24 protein-coding genes are annotated in these 24,511 nt (G+C 63.4%); 9 read left to right on the plus strand and 15 right to left on the minus strand.

Going from position 1 to position 24,511, the window contains the following annotated elements:
- Positions 1-3: 3 nt before the first annotated feature.
- From OZ411_RS24340 to OZ411_RS24380, 9 genes are all read right to left on the minus strand, one after another.
- A complete protein-coding gene (locus tag OZ411_RS24340) occupies positions 4-1,050 on the minus strand; it encodes a 5-methyltetrahydropteroyltriglutamate--homocysteine methyltransferase (RefSeq protein ID WP_282529978.1) in 1,047 nt (348 codons plus the stop codon).
- A gap of 23 nt (positions 1,051-1,073) precedes the next feature.
- Positions 1,074-1,943 (minus strand): fumarylacetoacetate hydrolase family protein, encoded by an 870-nt coding sequence (locus tag OZ411_RS24345; RefSeq protein WP_282529979.1) that lies wholly within the window; start codon positions 1,941-1,943, stop codon positions 1,074-1,076.
- On the minus strand, positions 1,940-2,605 hold the full coding sequence (locus OZ411_RS24350; protein WP_282529980.1) for a polysaccharide deacetylase family protein: 666 nt from the start codon (positions 2,603-2,605) through the stop codon (positions 1,940-1,942). Before OZ411_RS24350 ends, OZ411_RS24345 begins: the two co-directional genes overlap by 4 nt.
- Before the next feature lie 12 nt (positions 2,606-2,617).
- Positions 2,618-3,418: an ABC transporter permease gene (locus OZ411_RS24355; RefSeq protein WP_282529981.1), complete on the minus strand. Its 801-nt coding sequence runs from the start codon at positions 3,416-3,418 to the stop codon at positions 2,618-2,620.
- 8 nt (positions 3,419-3,426) lie between these two features.
- Positions 3,427-4,233: an ABC transporter ATP-binding protein gene (locus OZ411_RS24360; RefSeq protein WP_282529982.1), complete on the minus strand. Its 807-nt coding sequence runs from the start codon at positions 4,231-4,233 to the stop codon at positions 3,427-3,429.
- Complete coding sequence (locus OZ411_RS24365; RefSeq protein WP_282529983.1) at positions 4,212-4,955, minus strand: ABC transporter permease; 744 nt, start codon at positions 4,953-4,955, stop codon at positions 4,212-4,214. The genes OZ411_RS24360 and OZ411_RS24365 overlap by 22 nt, the downstream gene beginning before the upstream one ends.
- A 13-nt stretch (positions 4,956-4,968) precedes the next feature.
- Positions 4,969-5,940: an ABC transporter substrate-binding protein gene (locus OZ411_RS24370; protein WP_282529984.1), complete on the minus strand. Its 972-nt coding sequence runs from the start codon at positions 5,938-5,940 to the stop codon at positions 4,969-4,971.
- A gap of 52 nt (positions 5,941-5,992) precedes the next feature.
- Positions 5,993-6,721, minus strand: coding sequence for a GntR family transcriptional regulator (locus OZ411_RS24375; RefSeq protein WP_282529985.1), 729 nt, complete (start codon positions 6,719-6,721; stop codon positions 5,993-5,995).
- 223 nt (positions 6,722-6,944) lie between these two features.
- A complete protein-coding gene (locus OZ411_RS24380) occupies positions 6,945-8,903 on the minus strand; it encodes an EAL domain-containing protein (RefSeq protein ID WP_282529986.1) in 1,959 nt (652 codons plus the stop codon).
- 305 nt (positions 8,904-9,208) lie between these two features.
- On the opposite strand from OZ411_RS24380, the gene OZ411_RS24385 reads away from it, so the two are divergent.
- Positions 9,209-10,822 carry a choline dehydrogenase gene (locus tag OZ411_RS24385; RefSeq protein WP_282529987.1) on the plus strand — a complete coding sequence of 538 codons (1,614 nt, stop codon included), beginning with the start codon at positions 9,209-9,211 and terminating at the stop codon, positions 10,820-10,822.
- Positions 10,823-11,086: 264 nt separating this feature from the next.
- On the opposite strand, the gene hemE is transcribed toward OZ411_RS24385, so the two are convergent.
- Positions 11,087-12,139, minus strand: coding sequence for a uroporphyrinogen decarboxylase (hemE, locus tag OZ411_RS24390; RefSeq protein ID WP_282529988.1), 1,053 nt, complete (start codon positions 12,137-12,139; stop codon positions 11,087-11,089).
- Between the two features lie 127 nt (positions 12,140-12,266).
- On the opposite strand from hemE, the gene OZ411_RS24395 reads away from it, so the two are divergent.
- Complete coding sequence (locus OZ411_RS24395) at positions 12,267-12,488, plus strand: hypothetical protein (protein WP_282529989.1); 222 nt, start codon at positions 12,267-12,269, stop codon at positions 12,486-12,488.
- Positions 12,489-12,637: 149 nt separating this feature from the next.
- Here OZ411_RS24395 and OZ411_RS24400 read toward each other — a convergent pair whose 3' ends face one another.
- A complete protein-coding gene (locus OZ411_RS24400; protein WP_130576814.1) occupies positions 12,638-12,868 on the minus strand; it encodes a SlyX family protein in 231 nt (76 codons plus the stop codon).
- Positions 12,861-13,610 (minus strand): rhodanese-related sulfurtransferase, encoded by a 750-nt coding sequence (locus OZ411_RS24405; protein WP_282529990.1) that lies wholly within the window; start codon positions 13,608-13,610, stop codon positions 12,861-12,863. Before OZ411_RS24405 ends, OZ411_RS24400 begins: the two co-directional genes overlap by 8 nt.
- A 165-nt stretch (positions 13,611-13,775) precedes the next feature.
- Here OZ411_RS24405 and ggt point away from each other — a divergent pair, with 165 nt between their 5' ends.
- The 3 genes from ggt to OZ411_RS24420 all read left to right on the plus strand — a co-directional run bounded on the left by ggt (position 13,776) and on the right by OZ411_RS24420 (position 16,533).
- On the plus strand, positions 13,776-15,362 hold the full coding sequence (gene ggt / locus OZ411_RS24410; RefSeq protein ID WP_130576815.1) for a gamma-glutamyltransferase: 1,587 nt from the start codon (positions 13,776-13,778) through the stop codon (positions 15,360-15,362).
- A 107-nt stretch (positions 15,363-15,469) separates the two neighbouring features.
- Entirely contained in the window at positions 15,470-15,847 is a 378-nt protein-coding gene (locus tag OZ411_RS24415) for an FKBP-type peptidyl-prolyl cis-trans isomerase (RefSeq protein ID WP_245475627.1), read from the plus strand.
- A gap of 179 nt (positions 15,848-16,026) precedes the next feature.
- Positions 16,027-16,533, plus strand: a complete 507-nt coding sequence (locus OZ411_RS24420) for a cupin domain-containing protein (RefSeq protein ID WP_028162586.1) — start codon at positions 16,027-16,029, stop codon at positions 16,531-16,533.
- Between the two features lie 47 nt (positions 16,534-16,580).
- Here the strand turns inward: OZ411_RS24420 and OZ411_RS24425 are convergent, their stop codons facing one another.
- From OZ411_RS24425 to OZ411_RS24435, 3 genes are all read right to left on the minus strand, one after another.
- Positions 16,581-17,033, minus strand: a complete 453-nt coding sequence (locus OZ411_RS24425) for a hypothetical protein (protein WP_282529991.1) — start codon at positions 17,031-17,033, stop codon at positions 16,581-16,583.
- Between the two features lie 66 nt (positions 17,034-17,099).
- Positions 17,100-18,905, minus strand: coding sequence for a D-lactate dehydrogenase (gene dld / locus OZ411_RS24430; protein WP_282529992.1), 1,806 nt, complete (start codon positions 18,903-18,905; stop codon positions 17,100-17,102).
- Between the two features lie 219 nt (positions 18,906-19,124).
- Entirely contained in the window at positions 19,125-20,651 is a 1,527-nt protein-coding gene (locus tag OZ411_RS24435) for an amidohydrolase family protein (protein ID WP_282529993.1), read from the minus strand.
- 239 nt (positions 20,652-20,890) lie between these two features.
- Here OZ411_RS24435 and OZ411_RS24440 point away from each other — a divergent pair, with 239 nt between their 5' ends.
- The 4 genes from OZ411_RS24440 (at position 20,891) to OZ411_RS24455 (ending at position 24,505) form a co-directional block, all read left to right on the plus strand.
- Entirely contained in the window at positions 20,891-21,835 is a 945-nt protein-coding gene (locus tag OZ411_RS24440; RefSeq protein WP_282529994.1) for an alpha/beta fold hydrolase, read from the plus strand.
- A gap of 181 nt (positions 21,836-22,016) precedes the next feature.
- Positions 22,017-22,442, plus strand: coding sequence for a VOC family protein (locus OZ411_RS24445; RefSeq protein WP_282529995.1), 426 nt, complete (start codon positions 22,017-22,019; stop codon positions 22,440-22,442).
- Positions 22,443-22,468: 26 nt separating this feature from the next.
- Positions 22,469-22,957: a VOC family protein gene (locus tag OZ411_RS24450; protein ID WP_282529996.1), complete on the plus strand. Its 489-nt coding sequence runs from the start codon at positions 22,469-22,471 to the stop codon at positions 22,955-22,957.
- Between the two features lie 258 nt (positions 22,958-23,215).
- Entirely contained in the window at positions 23,216-24,505 is a 1,290-nt protein-coding gene (locus OZ411_RS24455) for a phospholipid carrier-dependent glycosyltransferase (RefSeq protein ID WP_282530003.1), read from the plus strand.
- Positions 24,506-24,511 lie beyond the last annotated feature (6 nt).

Genomic DNA, 24,511 nt, shown 5'->3' on the forward strand with positions numbered 1-24,511 from the left:
GCATCAACCGCCGATCTCTTTCCGCACCAGCGCGGCGGCGTCGCACATCGACTTCAGCTTTCCGAACGCAACGTGGCGCGGCATGTACTTCATGCCGCAGTCGGGCGCGACCACCAGCCGTTCGGCGGGCACTTGCTTCAGGCCATTGCGGATGCGTCCCGCGACCGTCTCCACCGACTCGATCTCGGGATTGCCGAGGTCAAGCACGCCAAGCATGATCTTCTTCGACGACAGCTCCTTGAGCACGCCGAGGTCGAGCTTCGGCTGCGCGGCCTCGATCGAGATCTGGTCGGCCGTGGTGTCGTTGAGCTCGCCAAGGAAGGAGTAGCCGGCCGGCTTGTTCGAGCCCGGCACAACCGCGGCATAGCCGAAGCAGAGATGCACGACGGTTGGCACCGTGATGCCTTGAAGCGCGCGGTTGATCGCCTTCACGGCGTAGCGCTTGGCGAGGTCCGGATTGTTGCGCACCCAGGGCTCGTCGAGCTGGATCACGTCGGCGCCAGCCTTCTGCAGGTCGAGCGCCTCGGCGTTGACGGCCTCCGCGAACGCCATCGCGAGTTCCTCGTCATCCTTGTAGAACTCGTTCTTGGCCTGCTGGCTCATGGTGAACGGGCCGGGCAGCGTGATCTTGGCCGCGCGGTCGGTGTTCTGCCGCAGGAACTGCATGTCATGCAGCTCAACGGCGCGCGTGCGCTTCACCGGGCCGACCACGCGCGGCACCGGCGTCTGCGTACTGCCGGTGCGGGCGGTGATGATGGCTGGATTTTCGTCATCGATGCCTTCGAGCGCGGTCGCAAAGCGGTTGGAATAACTCTCGCGGCGGATTTCGCCGTCGGTGACGATATCGATGCCGGCGCGCTCCATGTCTCTGATGGCGACGATGGTTGCATCGTCCTGCGCTTCTTCCAGGTGCTCGGCCGGCAGCCGCCACATCGCATGCAGGCGGGTGCGCGGCACGACCTTCGACAGCATGGCGCGATCGACCAGCCATTCCGGCTGCGGGTAGCTGCCGACCACGGTGGTCGGCAAAAGATGCGTTGGGAGGTTCATGATAGTCTCCTTGTTGTTCTTCTTCAGGCCGCACGCGTCGCTGCGGCCGCGGCTTCGTCCTTGACGGGATTGCGCAGCACGCCGATGCCGGAAATCTCGACCTCGACCACGTCGCCCTCCTTCATCCAGAGCGGCGGGTTGCGATAGGCGCCGACACCGCCGGTGGTGCCGGTGACGATGACGTCGCCGGGCGCAAGCTCGGTGAAGGTGGAGCAGTAGGCGATCAGGGCAGGGACATCGAACACGAGGTCCGAGATCGGCGCGGCCTGCACCTCGACGCCGTTCAGGCGGGTGGCGATGCTCTGCTTGCTGATGTCTGATATCTCATCCGTCGTCACCATCCACGGGCCGAAGGCGCCGGTGCCGACGAAATTCTTGCCCGGCGCGAATTGCGAGGTGTGGCGCTGCCAGTCGCGGATGCTGCCGTCATTGTAGCAGGCGTAGCCGGCCACATGCGAAAGCGCAGCCTCGCGCGAAATCCGCCGGCCGGCCTTGCCGATGATGACCGCCATCTCGCCTTCATAGTCGAAACGCTCGGACTCCAGCGGCCGGATCATCGGCTGGCCGGCGCCGACCTGGCTGTTGGCGAAGCGGGTGAAGATCATCGGATGCGGCGGCGTCGGATGGCCGCTCTCGGCAAGGTGCGTGGCGTAGTTGACGCCGATGCAGAGGATCTTGTCGGGATCGGGCACGGTCGGCAGCAACTCGACCTCCTTGAGCGCATAGTCCGCGCGTTCGCCCTGCAGCTTCTTCAGCTCCTCGAGCGAGCCTTTCGCAAGCAGCGCCTTCAGCGTGGGAAAGTCCTTCAGCCGCTTGCCGGCGTCGATCACGCCGGCGTCGGTGACGATGCCGTAGCTTGCGACATTGGCCGCCTTGAAACTTGCGATCTTCATGATTTGACTCTTTCTTCGATGGAGGAAACGTAGGCGTCGATAGGCAGCACGATCTCGCCCGAACGGATCGGGACGCAGTCGGGCGGAAACTCCTGGCGGAAGCGGGCACCAAGGGCGGCGGCGCGATCGAGGAAATCCTCGAGATGCTCCATCGCGCCGGTCGGCAGGTCGTGCACCACCATCAACGTCCAGGGCTGCGAACGGCATTGATCGAGTGCGCGGTCGACCCAGCCGTCCGGATCGTTCCAGTCGCGCGGGATCGCATTCCAGAGCACGCAGCTATGTTTGTTGCGCTTGAGGTAATCGACCACGGACGGCTTGAGCAGCCGGTCGTCGAGATTGCCGCCGCCGCCGAACGGCCGGAACCAGCGCTGCGGATGGGCGAGGGCGCCGATCGCGGCCTGCGTGCGGCCGATCTCGTTCTCCGCCGTATCCGCATCAGGTTGCAGGCCGAGCGGAATGCTGTGGGTGAAGGTGTGGTTGCCGATCCAGTGGCCGTCGTCATGGGCGCGGGCCGCGAGCCTGTGTCGCGCGGGATCACTGAGCTTCTCGCCGATCACGAAAAACGTCGTCTTGATGTCGCGCTCGCGCAGGATGTCGAGCACGCGCGGCGTGACCTCAGGCTCCGGGCCATTGTCGAAACTCAGTGTCAGGTCGAACACGCTTGATATCCCTTACGTCGCTGGCTGCACGGCACCGGACCCGATGTCGTCGGCGGCGCTCTGGCCGGCGCGGGTGCCGGTCTGCCAGATCGCGGCCTTGCGCTCGATCCACTTGATCAAGGCATTGAAGGCCATCGCCATGAACAGCACCAGCAGCACGCCGGCGAACACATGCGGGCTGTCCAGGATGGTGCGGTAGCGCGAGATCAGGTAGCCGATGCCGGCCGACGAGATCAGCATCTCCGACACCACGACGCCGACGATGACGAGCGCGCCGCCGACGCGCAGGCCCGACAGCACGGTCGGGATCGCGGCGGGAATGATGACACGGACAAGCCGTTGGCTCATCGTTGCACCCATGCTGCGCGCGGCAAGTATGAGCTGTGGGTCGATGGTCTGGATTCCGGCCGCGGTCGCGAGCATCGTCGGCAGGAAGCCGTAGATCGAGGCGAAGGCGATCTTGGATTCCGTGCCGATGCCGAGCCACACGGTGAATACGGGATAGAGGATCACCAGCGGCACCGCATAGAGGCTCGAGACCATCGGCATGATCAGCACGCGCGGCCGCGGCAGGCTGCCGACGATGGCGCCGAGCAGGATGCCGCCGCCGCAGGCGAACGCCATCGAGATCGCGACCTCGTAAAGCGTCACCGCCAGCGCGTGGCCATATTCCGGCGCCTCGTTCCATCCGGCCCTCAGCGTCGAAGAAAGGGACGGCAGGAACAGTTCCGGAATGAGGCCGGTGCGCGGCAGAATTTCCCACAGCGCGATCAGGCCGATCACGATCAGATGCCGTAGCGTCTTCGCGCTCATCGCAAGCCTCACGCCGATTTGCGGATGTGCCGCCAGATGCGGTCGCGCAGCGTGCCGAAGGCATCGCCGCTCAGCATCTCATAGGTGCGCGGCCGCGGCAGCGGCACCTGCAGATGGTCGACGATGCGGCCGGGCCGCGCCGACATCACGATCACCTCGTCGGCGAGGTAGACGGCCTCGGTCAGGCTGTGGGTCACGAACACCACGGTCTTGCCGGTCGCCGACCAGATGCCGAGCAATTCGTCGCCCATGGTCATGCGGGTCTGCTCGTCGAGCGCGGCGAACGGCTCGTCCATCAACAGCACCGGCGGATCCTGCACCAGGCCGCGGGCGATCGAGACGCGCTGCTTCATGCCGCCGGACAATTCATGCGGATGACGTTTGCCGAAACCGTCGAGCCCGACCAGCTTCAGCGCCTCCTGCGCCTTGGCGCGACGCTCAGCTTTCGCCACGCCGCGCAGCGCCAGCGGAAACTCGACATTCTCCTCAGCGGTCAGCCACGGGAACAGGCTCGCTTCCTGGAACACCACGCCGACGCGGTCCGGGTCAGGCTTGGGGATCGGCGCGCCGTTGATGGTGATGGTGCCCGTGGTCTGCTGGCGCAGGCCCGCCATCATCATCAGAAGCGTCGACTTGCCGCAGCCGCTCGGGCCGACCAGCACGACGAAGCGGCCCGGCTTGATCTCGAGCGAGACGTTGTCGAGCGCGACCACGTCCTGCGTCGTGGTCTTGAAGACCTGGCCGACATTCTTGACTTCGATCGCGCCGGCGCGCGGCGGAGGCTTTAGCGGTGTTACGTTCGCCAATGGCTGCATCGCGTTTCCACCCATCTGATCAGTTCGTTGAAGGTCATCGCGATCGCCGCGACCATCACCACGCCTGCCAGCAATTGCTTCATCTGGAAGTTCTCGCCCCAGGTCGCGATCTGGTGGCCGATGCCATCGCGCGAGGCGTACATCTCGGCGAGGATCACGCCGGTCAGGTTGAAGATCATGGAGATCCGCAACGCTTCCAGCAGCACCGGCAGCATGCTCGGCAGATAGACGCGGAATGCGGTCTGCGCGGGCGTTGCGCCATAGGAGCGGGCGACCGTCAAATGCTCCACCTTCACCGACTCCACCGCCGTCGTAGTCGACATGATCACGATGAAGATGGTCGAGAAGAAGCCGAACCCGACCTTCTGCGAGAAGCCGACGCCGAACACCAGGATGAACATCGGCAGGAAGATCGATTTCGGGATGCTGAAGGCAAAGAACAATAGCGGCTTTGCCACTTCCGCAAAGTAGCGGTTTTCCGCGATCAGAAACCCGATCAGCGCGCCAAAGGGGACCGCGAGCGCAAACGCGGCCAGCACTTCGGTCGCCGTCACCATCAGATCCTTGCGCACGGCGGCGCGCTGCAGGAGATCGCCGAGCGTCACCAGCGTGTCGGACGCCGACGGCAGCAGCCGCGGATTGACGATGCCGGTGCGCGACAGCAATTCCCACAGCGCAAAGACCGCGACCACGATCGCGATCCGCGCCAGCTTTATGGTCAAGTTACTCTGCATCTCAGAACTTCGTCGGCGCCGGCTTGAACTTGGTGGAGATGATTTCCTCCACCGGCACGATGTCCTTGAGCCCGCCGAGTTTGGCGAGATCAAGCGAAAGCTGCACGGCGGCGGGCACGTTCGCGGCACCCATATTGCCGTCGGTCTCCAGCTTCAGAATCGTGTTCTCATATTCCAGCGCGGCGATCTCGGCCGGCATCTCGTAAAGCTCTGCGATCAGCTTCACCGTCGTGTCGCGGTTGGCGCGCATGAATTGCAGCGCGCCGTAGAGCGCGTTGACGGCCTTCTGCACCACCTCGGGCTTGGCATCGGCATATTTGTCGAGCACGATCCAGCCGGCGCTCAAATTGGGCGGCACCTCCTTGGCATAGTCGAGGATGGTGCGTGCCTCGCTCGTTTTCGCAATCTGGAAGCTTAGCGGCGAATAGACCACGGCGGCATCGACATTGCCCGCGAGCAGGTTCGGCACCAGGCCGCCACCGCCGACCGGCACGCGGGTGAATTCGAGCTTCTTGTCCTGCGCGGTCCACAGCGCGAGCAGGTCGGAGCCGGAGCCAGCCGAGGTGATCGCGACTTTCTTGCCGTTCAGATCCTTCACCTCGAGCGTCGACTTGACCGGCACCATCAGTTGCCAGCCGAAGCTGCCCATCGCGGCGTTGGCAACGAGTTTCGACATCACGCCCTTCTTGCGCCCGGCCGACACCAGCGAGGGCGGATCGAGAATGATGTCGGCAGCACCTGCCGCCATCGCCTCGAAGGTCTCGGCGCCGCCGCGGTAGATCGTCAGTTCGGCGTTGATGCCTTCCTTTTCGAACAGCTTCTGCCGCACGGCGGTCTCGGCGATCGTCGTCGGCCAATAGGTCTTGGTCGGCAGTCCGACGCGAATCGTCTCGGCCGCGGAGGCGGCGACAGGCGCAGCGAGCACGGTGACGGCGACGAGCGACGCCAGGGCATGGCGGCGGGACATGGGCATAGTTCTGTTTCCTCCGGGATGGCTGTTTGTTTCCGGGAACTGCTCCCGGCCTTCAGTTCGTGCCGTTCACCTCCGAGATCCGGGGCGCGGCGAGCTCGACGAATTCCATGGTGACCGTGAAGTGCTTGGACAGCGCGATGACGGCGGCATCCGCGTCGCGCCTGCGTACGGCTTCGACAATCGCGGCGTGCTCGGCTTCGACATCGCGCGGCTTGCCGACCTCGCGCCGGATCGACAGCCGGCGATAGCGCTCACTCTGCTCGTGCAATTCGTCACGAAAGCCGAGCAGCCACCGCGAGCCGCAGGCATTGACGAGCGCGCGATGAAAAACGCGGTGGCGCACCACCCATTCCTCATAGTGCACGCCCGGCTGATCGGGATAGCGGTAGGGCACCGCCTTCAGCGCCTCCCAGGCGGCCTCGACGGCCGCGAGCCAGGCGGCGTCGCCGCGCTCGATCGAACGCCGCAGCGCCAGTCCCTCGATATCGATCCGCGTCTGCGTGACGTCGGCGAGATCGGCGAGCGAGACCGGGCTGACGCGAAAGCCGCGCTGGTCGGAGGCCTGCACCAACCCATCCGCCACCAGCCGCGACAGCGCCTCGCGCACCGCTGCGAGGCTGACGGAAAACTGTTTGGCGAGACCCGCGATGTGGAGCTTCTGGCCGGGCAAGAGCCGGGTCGAAAGGATGTCCGCGCGCAGCCGCTCCTGCACCGCAGACGTCAGGCTGCGCGGCCGCTCTTCGCCAAATCCCTCACGAAAACTCAACTCGATGCCGTTCATGGCGGCGGAGATTGACGGGCTCGACCATTGCCGTCAATCGAAAATCGATTTTTTCTACCCATGAGTTCCGTGATGCGACGACGTGCCTCGCGGTGTTCGAGGTGACTGGTCCTGGTATCGCGGATGCCATTTCGCAGTCGCAAAAAATCTGACCACTTAAAGACAGAGCAGGGCGACGCGTCATCACAGTGGCCGGAGCAAGTCGGAACGGTTCGGCGTCCAACTAGGCCGCGTGGATCGAGCGCTGCATCTTGTCCAGCAGAGCAGGGATCTGTTCGGCCGGAACCGGCCGGCCAATGAAATAGCCCTGGGCTTCGTCGCAGTTCGTCTGGCGCAGATATTCGAGCTGGTCGGCCGTCTCAACGCCTTCCGCCACCACGCCGATGCGCAGCTCCCGCGCAAGCCCGATCACGGATTTGACGATTGCGGCGCAGTCGGGCTGCACCAGCATGTCGCGGATGAAGGATTGGTCGATCTTGATGCGGCTGAAAGGCAGTTTGCGCAAGTATGTCAGGGAGGAGAAGCCGGTGCCGAAATCGTCGAGCGCAACCGTCACTCCCAAATCCAACAGCGAGTTCAGGATCGACAAGGCCGATCCATACTTTGCGATCAGCATCGATTCCGTGATCTCGATCTCGAGCCGATCGGGGCGCACGCCGGCTTGCGCAAGCGCCTGCACGATCGTCTGCAGGATGCCGGCATTGTTGAACTGCACCGCGGAGAAATTCACGGCCACGCGGATGTCGTCGGGCCATTCGGCAAGCGTCAGGCAGGCGCGGCGGACCACCCACTCGCCGATCTGGTGGATCAGCCCGGTCTCTTCCGCGATCGGGATGAAGTCGCTGGGCGAAACCAGTCCGCGCTCGGGATGCCGCCAGCGCAGCAGCGCCTCGAACCCGGTGATGCGGTTCTCGCCGATCTCGATGAATGGCTGATACACCAGGAACAACTCGTCCCGCTCGATTGCCCCTTCCAGATCCCGCCGCAACGCCAGGCGATCGCGCGCCGACTTGTCGTCGCCGGGTTCGAAGAAGCAGATCGTGCCGGGTCCTGCCTTCTTGGCGCGATACAGCGCGATGTCGACATGTTTCATGAGGTCGTGGGGCGTATTGCCGTCGCGCGGCGCCAGCACGATGCCGACGCTGGTTGCCCCGAACGCTTCGCGTCCATCGATCACGAACGGATCGTCGAAGGCGGCAACGAAACATTCGGCGATCTCGAAAGCGTCTTTCGGCCTGGTCAGATTGGCCATGATCAGCGCGAACTCGTCGCCACCGATGCGTGCAACATGTTCGGTGGCGCGGGTGCAGCGTTGCAGTCGCGCAGCCGCCTGGACCAGAAACTCGTCCCCGGCGGGATGGCCGAACTTGTCGTTCACCTCCTTGAAGCGATCGAGATCGAGCAGCAGCACGGCAAACTCCTCGCCGGTGCGTGCCAGCCGGTCAAGCGCGGCTTCCAGGGTTTCGTTGAAGGCAATTCGGTTGGGCAGCCCCGTCAGCAGATCCCGCCGCACGGTCCGCTCCGCCTCGAGCTGGGTGATGATGCGCCGTGTGAATTCGAAGGAGTTGACGAACACGGCGCGGAGCAGCACGAAGCCATAGATCGCGAGCAGGATTGCAACCAGCAGGTAGACGAAGTCGCCAATCCTGTACAGGCAGATCGTGGAGCCGATAAAGATCGGCGTGGTAAAGGCGATGGTGGCGATCGGGATGGTAGCGAAGGCGAGCGCGCCGCCCGCAAGCATTCCGGCGCAAAGACAGGTAATCACCAGTTGGCCGCCGTTGGAGGCGTTGGCAAAGAACGCCACCGGAACGATCGCCCACGCGGATCCCAGCACGAGTGCGTTTTGTACCAATCGATGCATGGTGCGGCGAGAGACGAACTGCGGCTTTGCAATTCGTCGCGACGCGCGTGACTGCCATCCGAGCCATATCGCGCCGCCGGCCACGGCCGCGGTCCAGGTGGTGGCAGGAAGCCAGTCCGCCGAGTGCCAGAGCGCGATCGCAAGTATGGTCGCGTTGCAGACGTTGGCCAGCATGAAGCCGACGGCATGGCCGAGCACAAGCGACATCTGCTCAGAGCGGATATAGCCGGCGCCCGTCTCGTCCGTTGCCGGTCCGCCGAACGCGGCGAGATCGCCGGCGAACAATTTTGAGAAATATGAGCTCAGATACGTCCGCATCCCTCGCCCTGCAGGCTTGGCCCCAAGGCGGGCGCCGATTGCGGAACCTCGCCGCAAAGCTTTGACAAACTATGAATTATGGAGGGTGCGGACATCGCAACAAGACGTTGTGATAACCGCGTGCGCGTGCATCGCTAACAAATCGATACAAATGCGCTTGACGGCGATCGGGCGCGGCGCTGCCGGCGGAGCGGCCAATCGAGCGTGGCAGTCAAGGCCCTCAGGCGAAGGCGCATGGCGATAAGTCTTTTCAAATTGTAGCTTTGTCTGTACCACCACAGAAAATAAAAACCTGGGGGAAACAAATGAACAATAACAGCGACAGCTTGGAATTTGATTACGTCGTCGTGGGCGCCGGTTCCGCCGGTTGCGTGCTCGCCAATCGCTTGAGCGCCGACGGCAAGAACTCGGTGCTGCTGCTCGAAGCGGGACCCAAGGACACCAACATCTGGATCCATGTCCCGCTCGGCTATGGAAAGCTGTTCAAGGAAAAAACCGTCAACTGGATGTACCAGACCGAGCCCGAGCCGGAACTGCACGGGCGCAAGGTGTTTCAGCCTCGCGGAAAAGTGCTGGGCGGATCGAGCTCGATCAATGGTCTGCTCTATGTGCGCGGCCAGCACGAGGATTACGACCGCTGGCGCCAGCGCGGCAATGCCGGCTGGGGCTATGACGAGGTGCTGCCCTATTTCAAGCGGGCGGAAGATCAGCAGCGCGGCGCGAACAAGTATCACGGCGCGGGCGGTCCGCTGCCGGTGTCGGACTGGCGGCATCACGATCCGCTGTCGGAAGCCTTTGTGAAGGCGGCGGACGAGGTCGGCATTCCCACCAATCCCGATTTCAATGGCGCGACCCAGGAAGGCGCCGGCTTCTTCCAGACCACGACGCGGCGCGGCCGCCGCGCCAGCAGCGCGTTCTCCTATCTGCGCCCCGCGATGAAGCGCGGCAATCTGCATGTCGAGACCTCGGCGCTGGCGCAGCGCATCGTCTTCGAAGGACGCCATGCGCGCGCGGTCGAATTCAAGCAGGAGGGGCGTGTCCGCACGGCGCGTGCGCGGCGCGAGATCCTGGTCTGCAGCGGCGCCTACAACTCACCGCAACTGCTGCAACTCTCCGGCGTCGGGCCGGCGGAGCTGTTGAGGAAGCACGGCATCGAGGTCGTGCTTGACCAGGCGGGCGTCGGCAATGATCTGCAGGATCATCTGCAGGTGCGGCTGATCACGCGCTGCCTGCAGCGTGTCACGCTCAACGACGTCGTCAATCATCCGCTGCGCCGCCTTTGGGCCGGTGCGCATTATGCGGCCTTGCGGCGCGGACCGCTGACGATCGCCGCCGGCACTTCGGGCGCATTCTTCAAGACCGATCCGCGGCTGGCGACGCCGGACATCCAGATCCACTTCATCCCGTTCTCGACCGACAAGATGGGCGAGAACCTGCACACGTTTTCGGGCTTCACCGCCTCCGTCTGCCAGCTCCGTCCCGAAAGCCGCGGCTCGCTTCGCATCAAAAGCGCGGACCCATCAATGCCGCCGGAAATCCGCATCAATTATCTTTCGACCGAGACCGACCGCCGCGCCTTCATCGACGGCCTCCGCATCCTGCGCAAGATCCTCGCTGCACCGGCGCTGAAGACCTATTGTGCGGAAGAGATCGAGCCGGGCCCGAAGACGGTTAGCGACGAGGATCTGCTCGATTTCTGCCGCCGCACCGGCTCAACCGTCTATCACCCGACCTCGACCTGCCGCATGGGCAACGATGCGCTGGCCGTCGTCGACCAGCGACTCAAGGTGCGCGGCATCGAAGGTTTGCGCGTGGTCGATGCCTCGATCATGCCCGACCTGATGTCGGGTAACACCAACGCGCCGACGATCATGATCGCGGAGAAGGCGTCCGACATGATTTTGGAGGATGCGCGTTAGTTTTGCGTAGCCCGGATGGAGCGAAGCGCAATCCGGGACTCTTCATTGCGGCGCCGAACCCCGGATTACGCTTCGCTCCATCCGGGCTACGGGCTGACGCATCCAGAAATTCTGCTGTCATCATCCGCGAAGGCGGATGATCCAGTACACGCAGGCCTCTCGGTTCTAATGAGCGCTGGCGGTTACTGGATGCCCCGTCGGAGCCTGTCATCGGGCTCGCCGAAGGCGAGACCCGGTGGCGGCGCATGACGGTGGGAGGGGAGTTCAGCCTCTAAACGCCCGCACCCGCTGCACCATCTGTTCGACATGGGCGATCGGTGTCTCCGGCTGGATGCCGTGGCCGAGGTTGAAGATCAGCCGGCCCTTGCCGTAATTCGCCAGCACATCGTCGATTGCGCGATCGAGCGCGTCGCCGCCGGCGATCAGCGCGAGCGGATCGAGGTTGCCCTGCACCGCGGCGCGGCTCTGCACGCGTTCGCGGATCATCGCCGGCTCCGCGGTCCAGTCGATGCTGACGGCGTTGACGCCGGTTGCTTCCACATAGGCGGGAAGCATGCCGGCAGCGCCACGGGGAAAGCCGATGATCTTGGCGTCAGGCATCTCTTTGCGGACGCCCTCGACGATTTGGCGCGCCGGCTCGATCGACCAGCGTTCGAATTCGCGCGGCGGCAACACGCCGGCCCAGGTGTCGAACAGTTGCAGGCAGTCGGCGCCGGCTTTCAACTGACTGACGAGATAGTGGATCGAATTCTCCACCAGCACGTCAACAATGGCGGCAAACGCTTGCGGGTGCCGATAGGCCATCATCCGCGCCGGTGCCTGATCGGGCGTGCCCTGGCCTGCGACCATATAGGTCGCGACCGTCCATGGCGCGCCGCAGAAGCCGATCAGCGCGATCCTGTCGTCGAGCTCGCGCCGCACGCGACGCAGCGCTTCATAGACCGGCTCGAGCTTCGTGAAGTCCGCATGCGCCGCTAGCGTCTTCACTTTTTCCGGCGTATCGAGCGGATCGAGCCGCGGGCCTTCGCCGGCCTCGAACCGCACCGAACGTCCCAGCGCATATGGAATGACGAGGATGTCGGAGAAGATGATGGCTGCATCGAAGTTGAAGCGGCGGATCGGCTGCAGCGTGACTTCGGCGGCATAGTCCGGCGTGAAGCAGAGATCGAGGAAGCTGCCGGCCTTGGCCCGCAACTCGCGATATTCGGGCAGATAGCGGCCGGCCTGCCGCATCATCCAGATCGGCGGGACCGGCTGGCGCTTGCCGGCAAGCACATCAAGGAGCGGCTTGGAAGAAGCTCGGGAATCTTGGGACAAGAAAGGTTCCTGCTGAAACGGCTGACATTTTGACGCTTCTGATACACGGCGCGCCGCTTCCGGCCAAGGCAGATCTGGAACTCCCGGAGAGCACGGTGCGTTGATTGGGCGCAAATGGAGGGAGCATATGGCTGAGAAATTCAATCCGGCGCCGCATGACAAGCATGCCGATGATCCGCGCGAGGCGCTCGCCGCCGACCGCGAGACGCACGAGAAGCTCGAGGCCGGCCTGGAACACACCTTCCCGGCGTCTGACCCCGTGAGCGCGGCCCAGCCCTCGCCGACCAAGCACGATGGCGAGAGCGAAGACCCGTCGCTCTGGGAAAAGGTGAAGGCGATGTTCCGCTAGCTGTCGTCGCGAACGAGCCTCCGTCGTCCTCGCGAAAGCGAGGACCCATAACCACAGGATCTAGTATTGGACTCGGAACAGCGTCCTGAGTTTTCTTCGAGCACCGGTGGTTATGGGTCCCGGGTCAAGCCCGGGACGACGGCCACATTTCAATAATGCGGCGGCCGCTCGTTGATCGGGGCGGCCGTATTGCTTTCGGCTTCCTGCAACTGCTCGCGCAATTCTGCCACCTGCCGCGTCAGCGCATCGATCTGCTTCCATTGCGCGGTGATGGTCTCGTTCAGCGTCTCGATCGTGTCGTCCTGATAGGCGATCCGCGTTTCCAGCGCATCGATGCGCTCGGCGAGTGTCTTCATATCAGTCGTCTTCGCGTCAGTCATGGGCGGTCTCTTTTCCGCGCTCGCGCAAGCCGTGGCCGAGCGCGACCCGTTCATCGAACACGAAACATTCGCCGCGCCAGCGGCTCTCCTGCTTCGGCATCTCTTCCAGATATTTCAGGATGCCGCCCTTGAGGTGGTACACTTCACCGAACCCGTGCGCGAGCAAAAAGCTGCTCGCCTTTTCGCAGCGGATGCCGCCGGTGCAGAACATCGCGATCTTCCTGTGCCTGGCCGGATCGAGCTCGCGCGCGGCAAAGTCCTTGAACTGTCCGAAACTCTTGATGCCGGGGTCGACCGCGCCCTCGAACGTGCCCAGCGCGACCTCGAAGGCGTTGCGGGTGTCGATCACAAGCGTGTCGGGATCCGCGATCAGCGCATTCCATTCGGCCGGGTCGACATAGATCCCGACCTGCCGCGTCGGATCGACGGAGGCATCGCCGAGCGTGACGATCTCCTTCTTCAGCCGCACCTTCATTCGCTGGAACGGCATCTCGGCGGCCGCTGAGAATTTCAGCTCCAGCCTGTCAAGCCGGCCGCCGAACAGCGCGCCGTGCCCCAGTTCCGCAATAAAGGCGTCGATCGCCTCAGCGCGTCCCGCGATCGTGCCATTGACGCCCTCGCTCGCCAGCAGGATGCTGCCCCTCAACCCGAGACCCGCAGAGATTGCGTGCAAGGGGTCGCGCAGCTCCCGGTAATCGGGCAGGCTGGCGAATTGGTAGAAGGCGGCGACTTTCAGCGGCATGGCGCGGATTTATCAGGCGGTTGGGCCAGCGAAAACCCTTAGTCGGATTTCCCGGCGCAACGCAGCTCTGGCATGCCAGCCATTGCCGAGAACGGCACGAATATGTCATGTAGCTCCCGCCCCGCCGGGAACTCCAATGCAGAACAACCAAGCGAGCTACCTTTAATGAGAAACTTCCATTTCGCCGGCCGCTCCACCGTCCACTCCCTCAACGGAATGGTGGCGACGTCGCATCCGGAGGCCGCGCTGGCGGCGATCGACGTGATGCGCGAGGGCGGCACGGCAGTGGATGCGGCGATCGCCGCATCGGCGCTGCTTGCGGTGATCGAGCCGCAATCGACCGGCATCGGCGGGGACTGCTTTGCGCTGGTGCAGCCGAGAGGCGAGGGCAAGATTACGGCCTATAACGGTTCCGGCCGCGCGCCGATGGCGGCGACCGCAGAATGGTATCTCGAGCGCAAGATCCATTCGGTGCCGCTCACTTCGGCGCATGCGGTGAGCATTCCCGGCGCTGTCGACGCCTGGCAGACGATCCTCAATGATCACGGCAAGTTCGGCCTCGACAAGCTGCTGCAGCCGGCGATCAAGGCCGCGGAAGAGGGGTATGTCGTCGCGCCCCGCATCGCCTTCGACTGGAAGAACCAGTTCGAGAAGCTGAAGAACGGCACCAACACCGAGCGCTATCTGCTGCCGCACGGCAAGCCCGCAGTCGCCGGCGACGTGATCCGCCAGCCCGAGCTCGGCAAGACGCTGCGCGCGATCGCGAAGGACGGTCCGAAGGCTTTCTACACCGGTGAGATCGCCGAGGACATGGTCGCGACGCTGCGCAGCATCGGCGGCCTGCACACGCTGGACGATTTCGCTGACCATTCGACCGAGGTCACCGCGCCGATCGGCACCATCTACAAGGGCTACGACGTCTGGCAGTGCCCGCCGAACGGCCCCGGGATCACGATGCTGGTGATGCTCAACATCCTCTCGCGTTTCGATCTCACAAAATTCCCCGCGCTCAGCGTCGAGCGTTTCCATCTCGAGGCGGAGGCCGCGCGCATCGCCTACATGATGCGCGAGCAGTACATCGGCGATCCCCGGCACGTCCATGTCGACGTCGCCGGCATCCTGGCCAAGGAATTCGCCGACGAATACATCAAGAACATCCGGATGGACCGGCTGCTCGAGCTGCCCAATGTCGCGCCGCCGATGAATCCGTCGACGGTCTACATCACCGTGGTCGACAAGGACCGCAACGTCTGCTCCTTCATCAACTCGATCGCGCATTCCTTCGGCTCGGCGATCGTCTCCAACAAGACCGGCATCCTCTTGCAGAACCGCGCCGGCGGCTTCCGCATCCAGCCCGGCCATCCCAATTGCATCGCGCCGGGCAAGCGTCCCTTGCATACGATCATCCCGAGCCTTGCGACCAAGAACGGCCGCGCGATCATGCCGTTCGGCGTGATGGGCGGGCAGTACCAGCCGGTCGGCCAGACCCGTGTGCTGACCAACATCCTCGACTATGGCTGCGACGTGCAGGAAGCGATCGACATGCCGCGCGGCCTGCATTACGAGGGCGTCTATCAGCTCGAGGACAGCGTGCCGGCCGCGATCGTCGAAGGCCTGAAGAAGATCGGGCACAAGACCACCAGCGTGGTTGCTCCGCTCGGCGGCGGACAGGCGATCTGGATCGACTGGGACAAGGGCACGTTGACGGGCGGTTCCGATCCGCGCAAGGACGGCTGCGCGCTCGGCTATTGATGCTGGGCGCCAATCCGAAAGGTGGTAACATGAACTTCACTCGACGCACCGTCGTCAAGACCATCGCTGCCGCCGCGGCCGCGATCTCCGTTCCGGCCCTGTCGAAGATGGCATCGGCCCAACCAGCAGGAAAAACCGTGACGACACCTTCAGGATTGCAAATCATCGACACCGTGGTCGGCACCGGTCCTTCACCGAAGCCCGGCCAGATCTGTGTCATGCATTACACCGGCTGGCTCTACGAGAACGGCCAGAAGGGCAAGAAATTCGACTCGTCGGTGGATCGCAACGAGCCGTTCGAATTTCCGATCGGCCAGCGCAAGGTGATCACCGGCTGGGACGAGGGCGTCGGTACGATGAAGGTCGGCGGGAAGCGCACCCTCATCATCCCGCCCAATCTGGGCTATGGCGCGCGCGGCGCCGGCGGCGTGATCCCGCCGAATGCGACGCTGTTATTCGACGTCGAATTACTAGCCGTGAAGTAGAGCTCTCTCTCCGTCATGCCCGGGCTTGTCCCGGGCATCCACGCTCTCTCGAGCGACAGGCCAATACGTGGATCGCCGGGGCAAGCCCGGCCATGACGAGCAGAAGCATCTGTTTCGTCTGGCCTATGACCGCGAGTTTCTGTAGCGTTACCGCGACAGTCTTTTTGAAGGCAGCAGAGATGAGCGGTACCCACGATCACTCCCATTCCCACGACCATGACGAACGCTGGAAGCACGACGGCGTCCGCGTTATTCCCGGCAACCAGCTCGATCCGAACGTGCCGTCGACGGCCGGCATGGACCGCAAGGCCGCGATCAACTTTGCCCGCGTCGGCGCGCAGAAGCTGTGGGCCGGCACCGTGACCATCAAGCCCGACGCCAAGACCGGCGCGCATCATCACGGCCATCTCGAAAGCATCATCTATGTCGTGAAGGGCAAGGCGCGGATGCGCTGGGGCGAGCATCTGCAATTCACGGCCGAAGCCGGCCCCGGCGATTTCATCTTCGTGCCGCCCTATGTGCCGCATCAGGAGATCAACGCCAGCCCGGACGAAGTGCTCGAATGCGTGCTGGTCCGCAGCGACGGCGAGGCGGTCGCGATCAATCTCGACATCGAGCCGGTGGAGAAGCCGGAGACGGTGCTGTGGGTCGATCCCGTCCACCGCCATCCCGATGAGAAGAAATGACGGCGAAGCCGCGATGTCATTATTGGGACCTCGCGGCGATGATGGCGTTAGAATTGCCGCGAGCGATACTGCTCGTACTCCAGCCGGCAGGCCTTGCTGAAGCCATGCAGGAGGTCGATGGCATGGTCTTCGGCCATGCCTCGCAGTTCGACGAAGGTCTTGTCGGGCTCGGTGTAGGTATCGAGGATTCTCTGCGCAACCCGTTCGGCCTCGTCGACAATCCCGGCGGATGACAAGACCCGCATCCGCGAGATCTTGGCATAAATCCCGACCAGATCTGAAATGTCGGGTTTCTCGTGCTGGAGCGCGTCGATGTAGCATTTCGATGCGATCTCGATGAATTCGCGATAGATGTCCTGCCGGCGCAGATTTTCGCCAGCAGACCATTGTGAATGCGCCATGGTGCGCTGGGTGAACCACGCCGCCGTTGCCGAGGTCAGGCCTCCGATGGCGGCACCGGCCAGTGCTGCAAAACCCGAGATCAAGGACGCGTCGGTCATGTGACGATCATGGCTGGACGATGTGCCTCGAAAGATGCTTCCGTCGTTGTCGACGTCGCGGTCGGTTCAGGAAGTCCAGGAAGCGCTGATCTTGGGGGCCTGGGCCGACCCTGCTTCAAGCCCGGTCTTCCAGTGCAGGCACTTGGTGGTTCGCCCGATCCCGGGGTTGAAGGCATTGCAGGGGTCCAGCGCCTTGTAGTGTTCGACCAGCGCAGGCTTCGCATGATAGAGATGGCCGACATTATGCTCGGCTGGATATTCGGCACCGCGCTGATCGAGCAGTTTCCACATCTGCTCTTCGATCGCCAGACAGTCATGTCCTTTCGCCACGATGTAGTCCTGGTGGAAGACGTGGCAGAAGAAGTGGCCGTAATAGAGCTTGTGCATAAGCTTTGCATCGATGTCGGGCGGCAGGCTTTCGCACCACTGCTCATCATTGCGGCGCAGCGCGACATCAAGGGCGACGATGTCTTCGACCTCGCGGGCGTGGACGGCGCGATAGCGCACCGCAGCGCCCGCAGCGGCGAAGCGGTGGAGCATCGCCTTGGCGCCTTCGTCCTTGCTGCAGGTGAAGAAGTCGCCATTCTTCGAGGGAAAGATCGACTTCAGATATTGCGATGCTTCCTCGATGCCGTCATCGCCCATCTGCAGGATCAGGTGATGTTCGAAGCGGTCGCGATAGTCCATCATTCGCTTGGGCAGGTGATGCGGAAACAGCGAGCTCGCAAATTGCATCATCCTGTCACTGAGGTGGTTCGGCAGGAAGGACAGGCGTTCGCAGATGCCGTCAAAGCGTCCCTTGATCGCGAACAGCAGCGGCAGCCAGGCAGTGCCGAGATAGTGGATCGCCAGAAAAGTATCCTTGCCGTATTTTTCCGCAATGTCGAAGGCCGTGCGGTGCAGATATTCACCGGAGATCGGCAACGACTTGAAGCTGGCCAGGACGTGCCGGCGGATCGTTTCGAGTTCGGAAGGATCGTTGGAGCCGATATAGAAGGCACCGGTTCGCTCGGTCCTGGCGAAAGTATCGAGCCGCACCGCCATCAGCATGACCTTGCCGGCGCTGCCTGACGCCTCGAACAGCCGGTGCGGATCGGCATTGAAGCGGGCTGCCGTCGGCGCGTCGATATCGCGAACATGAGTCGCATAGTCGTGGTCGGACGCAAGCCGGTTCGAATCGTTCGCGACGTCGGCCTCCGTGAAGGCTCCGCTTTCGAGCCTTTCCAGCGTCGCTTCGGGATCATTGCCGAGGTTGATGCCGAGATGGTTGACAAGGTGAACGTCGCCAGCTTCGTCCATCCGGGCGAACAGGGCGAGTTGTGTGAAGGCGGGGCCGCGGTGGATCAGGGCACCGCCTGAATTGTTGCAGATGCCGCCGAACACGGAGGCGCCGATGCAGGACGAGCCGATCACGGAATGAGGCTCCCGCCCCAGCGGCCGGAGCCGGTCCTCGAGCTGATAGAGCGTCGTGCCCGGCAGGCACACCACCTGCTTGCCGTCGTTGATGAGGTGGATGCCGGCGATCCGCATGGTGCTGATCAATACGATGCCACGGTCATAGTCGTTGCCGTCGGGCGTGGAGCCGCCGGTAAGACCGGTATTGGCGGCCTGCATGATCACGATCTTGTTGGCGGCGACGCAGGCCTTCAACACCCGCCACTGCTCGACGAGGGTGCCGGGGCGGACCACTGCGACGACCTGACCTTGCCCGAAACGGAAGCCGGTGCAGAATCTGCGGGTGCTCTCCATGCCGGTCAGCACATGGGATCTTCCGACGATACCGGAAAGACGCTTAAGAAGGGCGGCGTCATCCGTGACGCTCTCTTCGCCGTCGTCGGTCGAGTTGGGCAGCAATCGAACAGCAGACTCCATGGCTGAAGGCTCCAGTTATTGTAACGCAGCCGCTGCCTCTATTCGTAAAGCCGCCTTTTCCTGAATGTCAAAAACCAGGGGTGGGATTTCTGCGCCCATGACGCAAGCGTGATGCAAGACTACCGTGCAAACAGAAAAGGCGAGGCGGAGATGCCTACCGAATAGGCGCCGGATCGGCAGCGCAGCACAACGTTACGCGGCGCTGCCGATCCGCAAAGCTCACGCAAAAACGTGGTGGTCAATCGTCCCATTTGGCACCACGTAGCCGTAGCGCATGTTCGATGGCTCCGGCCCGGCCTTCTCGTACTCGGCTCGCATCATCGCGAAGCGGTCGCCCTTCAATTCCAGCATCGCGCGCTTGGGCTGGATGTCGTAGAGGCGGGCATTGTTGTCGCCGAAGATCGCGCGCTTCACCGGTCCGTCTGCAGGACCGAGCGGCGCATAGCCGAATTTCTTCTGCATCGCCTCGGGGATCTCGAGCCTTCTGAGGCCCTCGATCTGCCATTGCGGCGCGCCGGTCCAGAGCGAGTCCGAGCCCCAGCAGACGTGGTCGACGCCGAGACCCTTGATCAGCGTGCCCATCAGCGCGGCGCAGACATTCGGCTCGGCCACCAGCGTGGTGGCAAACAACTGCCCGACGTCGCCATAGACATTGTTGACGCTATACTGCGCCGGGATGTCCGCAAGGTCAGAGGTCCAGGCGATGCGGCCGGTGCGCTCGAACTCGGCGAGCGCCACCTTGGGGTCGCCGCCGACATGGCGGTAGGCGGAGTGATAGATGATGAAGTTGAGCTGCGGCCAGTCCTTCGCGGCTTGCCCGACATCGGCAACGTCGGCGAAGCCGCGCAGGTTCGGATATTGCTTCTCGATGCCCGGCGGGAACAGTCCCTTGTGCACGCAGACATTCTTGATGCCCGCCTTCACCATTTTCTCGTAACCCTTGTAGGCGACCTTCTCGTCGTCCATTCGCCACGGATAACGGCTGATCTCCTTGTGGGTGTTGTCGCCGATCGTGTAGCCCTTGCAGGACTCCGGCTTCAGCGCCAGCGCCGCATCGAGCTTGTCGAGCCAACCGGGCTGGCCGGGCGTGAAGATCGCGTGACAGAACACCCGCCGCGAGCCGGCCTCGTCGTTGATCTTCTTGCGCGCGTCCGCCATCTGCTCGTTGGTCAGGAACCAGTCCTGCTCAATGTCGGAGGGCGCCGACGAGATCAGCGCGATCTTGGTGTCAGAGTCGAGAAACATCTCCTTCTTGTAGTTGTTGAACTTCAGATCCTCGATGGTCTGCTCGTGCTCACTGAGCTGCTTGTTCCAACCCGCCTTGCCGACCGCCTTGCGCATCTCGACAAAGCCCATGATGCGGGTGTCATCGCGCAGGAAATGCGTGTGCATGTCCATGATGAACTGGTCTTTCAGCGTGTCCGCGCGCTCCTGCGCCATCGCAGGCGTTGCGGCTTCGGCCTTGCTCACCGCGAACAGCGGTCCATAGACCTCGTTCATCGCCACGAAGGCGGCCGCCATGCCGGCTGCGGTCTGGAAGAATCTCCGGCGGTCCATGCCTTGCTTGGCGCCGATCTCGTCGGCCATCGCGAGCAGCCGCGCCTCGACCTCGCGTTGCCGTTCGTTCTGCGGGTCGGGATAGAACTCGTCGCTGGAGACGATCTGGGTCGGGATCGGTGTCGGGTATTGGCAAAGTTCCGACGGCATCAAAGCTGCAAGTTCTTCTTCGGTGAGGTTGCTGCTCATGAAGTGCTCCCTGGATTGCGCCGGATTTTCTCCGGTCTCGCGGCAGCAAAGACTAGGCTCAGTTTTGCAAAGCGTCCGCGACTTCTTCCCGCGGCAATGTTCACAAACGCGTGCGCCGGGTTTTGCGACGCGCGCGGACGGCGCGATCATTTCCAGCTCTCTCGCAACGCCGCGCCAACGCTGCTAAAGTCGTGACCAACGATCGGACAGAGAATCCGAAACCACCGGGGAGACAAGCGATGGCGCGTTCCGAACACACGGTCCCACGGCGCACGGTCATCAAGGGTATCGGCGCCGGTATGGCCGCCGGCACAATCGGCGCGTCGCCGATGCGGGCCGAGACGCCGGTTCCGCCGCGAGGCGGGGAGATATGGAGCAGCGAATACTGGGCGAAGAAGGGCGACGTTCCGCTTTGGATGTACCGCAAGCGAATCGGCGCCCCGAAGGCCGGGGAGCCGTCACGGCCGGTGGTGTTCTTCGTTCACGGCTCGTCGGTGACCTCGCGGGTGTTCGACGTCAGCGTGCCCGGCAAGGGCGAATATTCCGTGATGAATGAATTCGCCCGCTATGGGTTCGACTGCTGGACCATGGACCACGAGAATTACGGCAAGTCGGGCCGCACGTCGGGCAATTCCGATATCGCCAGCGGCGTCGAGGACCTGAAAGCCGCGGTCGAGGTCATCGCCGGTGCGACCGGCCGGCAGAAGTATCATTTCGTCGGCGAGTCCTCAGGCGCGCTGCGCGCCGGCGCCTACGCCATGGTCGCGCCCGAGCGGATCGATCACCTGGTGTTCACGGCATTCACTTACAAGGGCGAGGGATCGCCGACGCTGGCAAAGCGCGCCGAGCAGCTTGACTATTACCGTTCGCACAACATGCGCAAGCGCGACCGCGACATGATCCGCTCGATCGCGACCCGCGACAAGCCCGGCACCTCCGACCCCGCCGTGATGGAAGCGCTGGCGGATGCGGAATTGCAGTTCGGCGACCAGATCCCGACCGGCACCTATCTCGACATGACCGCCAATCTGCCGGTGGTGCATCCCGAAAAGGTGCTGGCGCCGGTGCTCCTGATTCGCGGCGAACATGACGGCATTGCGACGGTCGCCGATCTCGAGGAGTTCTTCAACCGGCTGCCGAACGGCGACCGCCAGTTCGTCATCCTCCCCGGCACAGCCCATTAGGTGGTGCTCGCGATAAACCGGCAATTGTTCTGGCACGTGACGCGGTCGTTCCTGACCATGCCGACGCCGATCGCGACGTAAGGGCGCTTGGGTTCCCACCGCAAAAATTTCTTCACCCCCCTTGTCGGACTCGCGCCCGCCCATCCGTCCTTGGGCCGGACCCCATGCAAAGGAGCCCTTGATGTCCAAAATGATCTTCGTGAACCTGCCGGTCACTGACCTCGCCCGCGCGACCGCCTTCTATCAGGCGATCGGCGCGGCCAAGAATCCGCAATTCTCCGACGATACCGCTTCCTGCATGGTGTTCTCCGACACCATTCACGTCATGCTACTCACGCATGACAAGTTCCGGCAATTCACGCCCAAGAAGATCGCAGACGCAAAAACATCGAGCGAAGTCCTGATCTGCCTCTCGGCCGACAGCCGCGACGCCGTCGACGACATCGTCGGCAAGGCCACCGGCGCCGGCGGCAGTGCCGACCCCGGGCCGAAGCAGGATTTCGGCTTCATGTACGGCCGCAGCTTCGAGGATCTGGACGGTCACATCTGGGAAGTGATGTGGATGGATGTCGAGGCGGCCACCAAGGCCGCAACCGCCGGCGCTTGATCGTCGATCACGTAAAGGAGTTTCTCATGTCCAAGATTACCCCTTGCCTGTGGTTCGACGGCGAAGCCGAGGAAGCCGCCAAGCTCTACGTTTCGCTGTTGCCGGATTCGCGCATCGAGACGGTCCAGAAGAACATCATCGATGGTCCCGCCGGCAAAGCCGGTACAGTGCTGTTGGTGGAGTTCACATTGGCCGGTCAGCGCTTCATGGCGCTGAACGGCGGGATGCGAATGGAATATACGCACGCCGTCTCTTTCGTGATCGACTGCGCCGACCAGGCCGAAGTCGACCGGCTCTGGGACGCGCTGCTCGCCAATGGCGGCAAGGCCGAGCAATGCGGCTGGCTGAAGGACCGCTTCGGCGTCTCCTGGCAGATCGTGCCGAACGTCCTGCCCAAATATATCGGCGGCCCCGACAAGGCCGGCGCACAGCGCGCGATGCAGGCCTTGCTCGGCATGGTCAAGCTGGATATCGAAGGCCTGCGCCGCGCGTATGAGGGCACGTCAGCGGCGTGACACCAGCGCAAATGCGTAGGGTGGGCAAAGGCGCTCTTCGCGGCGTGCCCACCCTCAGCACTCTACTCGTGATGGTGGGCACGCTTCCGCCTTCGCTCTTCGAGCTACGGCGGACAAGTCGCTTTGCCCAGCCTACGCGTCTCAGTCCTACGACGTCGAGTTCTGGTGACGGTCGACGCGAAATAGTTCAATGCGGTAGACAGAAAAATCGGCGGCGCTCACAATTGGCTTTCTTGCTGCACCGCGATCGCCGAAGATATCGTGCCTGAATCACCTTCCGTTCCATTCGCGCGCACTGTTCTCACCGCGGCAAGCATCTTTATCGTCGCGCATCTCCTGCTCCTGATCGGCGTGACCGCGCCGGAAAAATTCTACTTCGACGAGGTGCATTACGTGCCGGCGGCGCGGCAGATGCTGGAGCCGGTGATGCGAGAGCCGATGCTCAACCCGATGCATCCGCCGCTCGCCAAGCAGCTCATCGCGCTGTCGATCAGGATTTTCGGCGACAATCCATTCGGCTGGCGCTATCCCGCCGCACTGTTCGGAGCGCTGGCGCTGGTCGCGGTCTATCTCGGCGGACTGGCGCTGTTCACCCGGCAGTCATCGGCGATCGCGGCAATGCTAATCGCGGCATTCAACCAGATGCTGTTCGTGCAGTCGCGGATCGCGATGCTCGATATTTTCGCGCTCGCCTTCAGCCTGTTCGCGATCGCGGCGTTCGCCTACGGCTTCAGGCGGGCGCGGCCGCAGCTTTACTTTGCGCTTGCCGGGATCGCATCCGGCCTCTCTGCCGCCTGCAAATGGAGCGGCCTGTTCGTGCTCGCAACCTGCATCGCGATCGTCGCCGTGATTCGGCTGATGCAGGGCTGGCGCACGCAGTTCGCCGATCCCAAGCCGGAGGACTGGTACCGGCCCGACCTCTGGCCCGATTTTCGTCCCCGTCACTTTGCCGCATGCTTCGTGCTGTTGCCCGCGATCGTCTATCTCGCCAGCTTTGTTCCGCTCTGCGGATTTTCGTTTCCCGATATCCTGGAGGCGCAGCGCCGCATCTTTGCCGACAACACCACCACCGCGATCACCGGCCACACCTATATGAGCCCATGGCCGTCCTGGCCGTTCCTGGTGCGCCCGGTCTGGTATCTCTTCGACAAGCTCGGTGACGACTGTATCGCCGCAGTGGTGCTGCTCGGCAATCCCCTGATCCTGTGGCCGGCGCTAGCCGCGCTCGCCGTGGCCTTGCTCGACTGGATCGTGGTGCGGCGGGCGGATGCGTCCCTGGTGCTGGCGTTCTATTTTGGTCCCTATCTCGCCTGGGCATTGCTGCCGCGCACGCTCGGCTTCATCTATTACTACCTGCCGGCCGCGACCACCGCGAGCTTTGCCCTGGTCTACGCGCTGACCCGCGGCCGGACTCCGCGCTGGCTGCTATGGGCCTTCGTCGCCATCGGCGCGCTGGGCTTTGCGGTCATGCTGCCGATCTCGGCGGCCTTCATCGGTACCTCGACGGCGACGTTCAACCACCTGATGCTGTTCCGGGGCTGGATCTGAGCTGTC

The sequence above is a fragment of the Bradyrhizobium sp. Arg237L genome (genome assembly GCF_029990105.1).
Lineage (GTDB): Bacteria > Pseudomonadota > Alphaproteobacteria > Rhizobiales > Xanthobacteraceae > Bradyrhizobium.

Excerpts from the sequence above, each read along its gene's own strand:
- OZ411_RS24340 (WP_282529978.1), bottom strand. The coding sequence starts at position 1,050 with ATGAACCTCCCAACGCATCTTTTGCCGACCACCGTGGTCGGCAGCTAC.
- OZ411_RS24345 (WP_282529979.1), bottom strand. The coding sequence starts at position 1,943 with ATGAAGATCGCAAGTTTCAAGGCGGCCAATGTCGCAAGCTACGGCATC.
- OZ411_RS24355 (WP_282529981.1), bottom strand. The coding sequence starts at position 3,418 with ATGAGCGCGAAGACGCTACGGCATCTGATCGTGATCGGCCTGATCGCG.
- OZ411_RS24360 (WP_282529982.1), bottom strand. The coding sequence starts at position 4,233 with ATGCAGCCATTGGCGAACGTAACACCGCTAAAGCCTCCGCCGCGCGCC.
- OZ411_RS24370 (WP_282529984.1), bottom strand. The coding sequence starts at position 5,940 with ATGCCCATGTCCCGCCGCCATGCCCTGGCGTCGCTCGTCGCCGTCACC.
- OZ411_RS24375 (WP_282529985.1), bottom strand. The coding sequence starts at position 6,721 with ATGAACGGCATCGAGTTGAGTTTTCGTGAGGGATTTGGCGAAGAGCGG.
- OZ411_RS24380 (WP_282529986.1), bottom strand. The coding sequence starts at position 8,903 with ATGCGGACGTATCTGAGCTCATATTTCTCAAAATTGTTCGCCGGCGAT.
- OZ411_RS24385 (WP_282529987.1), top strand. The coding sequence starts at position 9,209 with ATGAACAATAACAGCGACAGCTTGGAATTTGATTACGTCGTCGTGGGC.
- OZ411_RS24395 (WP_282529989.1), top strand. The coding sequence starts at position 12,267 with ATGGCTGAGAAATTCAATCCGGCGCCGCATGACAAGCATGCCGATGAT.
- OZ411_RS24400 (WP_130576814.1), bottom strand. The coding sequence starts at position 12,868 with ATGACTGACGCGAAGACGACTGATATGAAGACACTCGCCGAGCGCATC.
- OZ411_RS24405 (WP_282529990.1), bottom strand. The coding sequence starts at position 13,610 with ATGCCGCTGAAAGTCGCCGCCTTCTACCAATTCGCCAGCCTGCCCGAT.
- ggt (WP_130576815.1), top strand. The coding sequence starts at position 13,776 with ATGAGAAACTTCCATTTCGCCGGCCGCTCCACCGTCCACTCCCTCAAC.
- OZ411_RS24415 (WP_245475627.1), top strand. The coding sequence starts at position 15,470 with ATGGCATCGGCCCAACCAGCAGGAAAAACCGTGACGACACCTTCAGGA.
- OZ411_RS24420 (WP_028162586.1), top strand. The coding sequence starts at position 16,027 with ATGAGCGGTACCCACGATCACTCCCATTCCCACGACCATGACGAACGC.
- OZ411_RS24425 (WP_282529991.1), bottom strand. The coding sequence starts at position 17,033 with ATGACCGACGCGTCCTTGATCTCGGGTTTTGCAGCACTGGCCGGTGCC.
- dld (WP_282529992.1), bottom strand. The coding sequence starts at position 18,905 with ATGGAGTCTGCTGTTCGATTGCTGCCCAACTCGACCGACGACGGCGAA.
- OZ411_RS24435 (WP_282529993.1), bottom strand. The coding sequence starts at position 20,651 with ATGAGCAGCAACCTCACCGAAGAAGAACTTGCAGCTTTGATGCCGTCG.
- OZ411_RS24440 (WP_282529994.1), top strand. The coding sequence starts at position 20,891 with ATGGCGCGTTCCGAACACACGGTCCCACGGCGCACGGTCATCAAGGGT.
- OZ411_RS24445 (WP_282529995.1), top strand. The coding sequence starts at position 22,017 with ATGTCCAAAATGATCTTCGTGAACCTGCCGGTCACTGACCTCGCCCGC.
- OZ411_RS24450 (WP_282529996.1), top strand. The coding sequence starts at position 22,469 with ATGTCCAAGATTACCCCTTGCCTGTGGTTCGACGGCGAAGCCGAGGAA.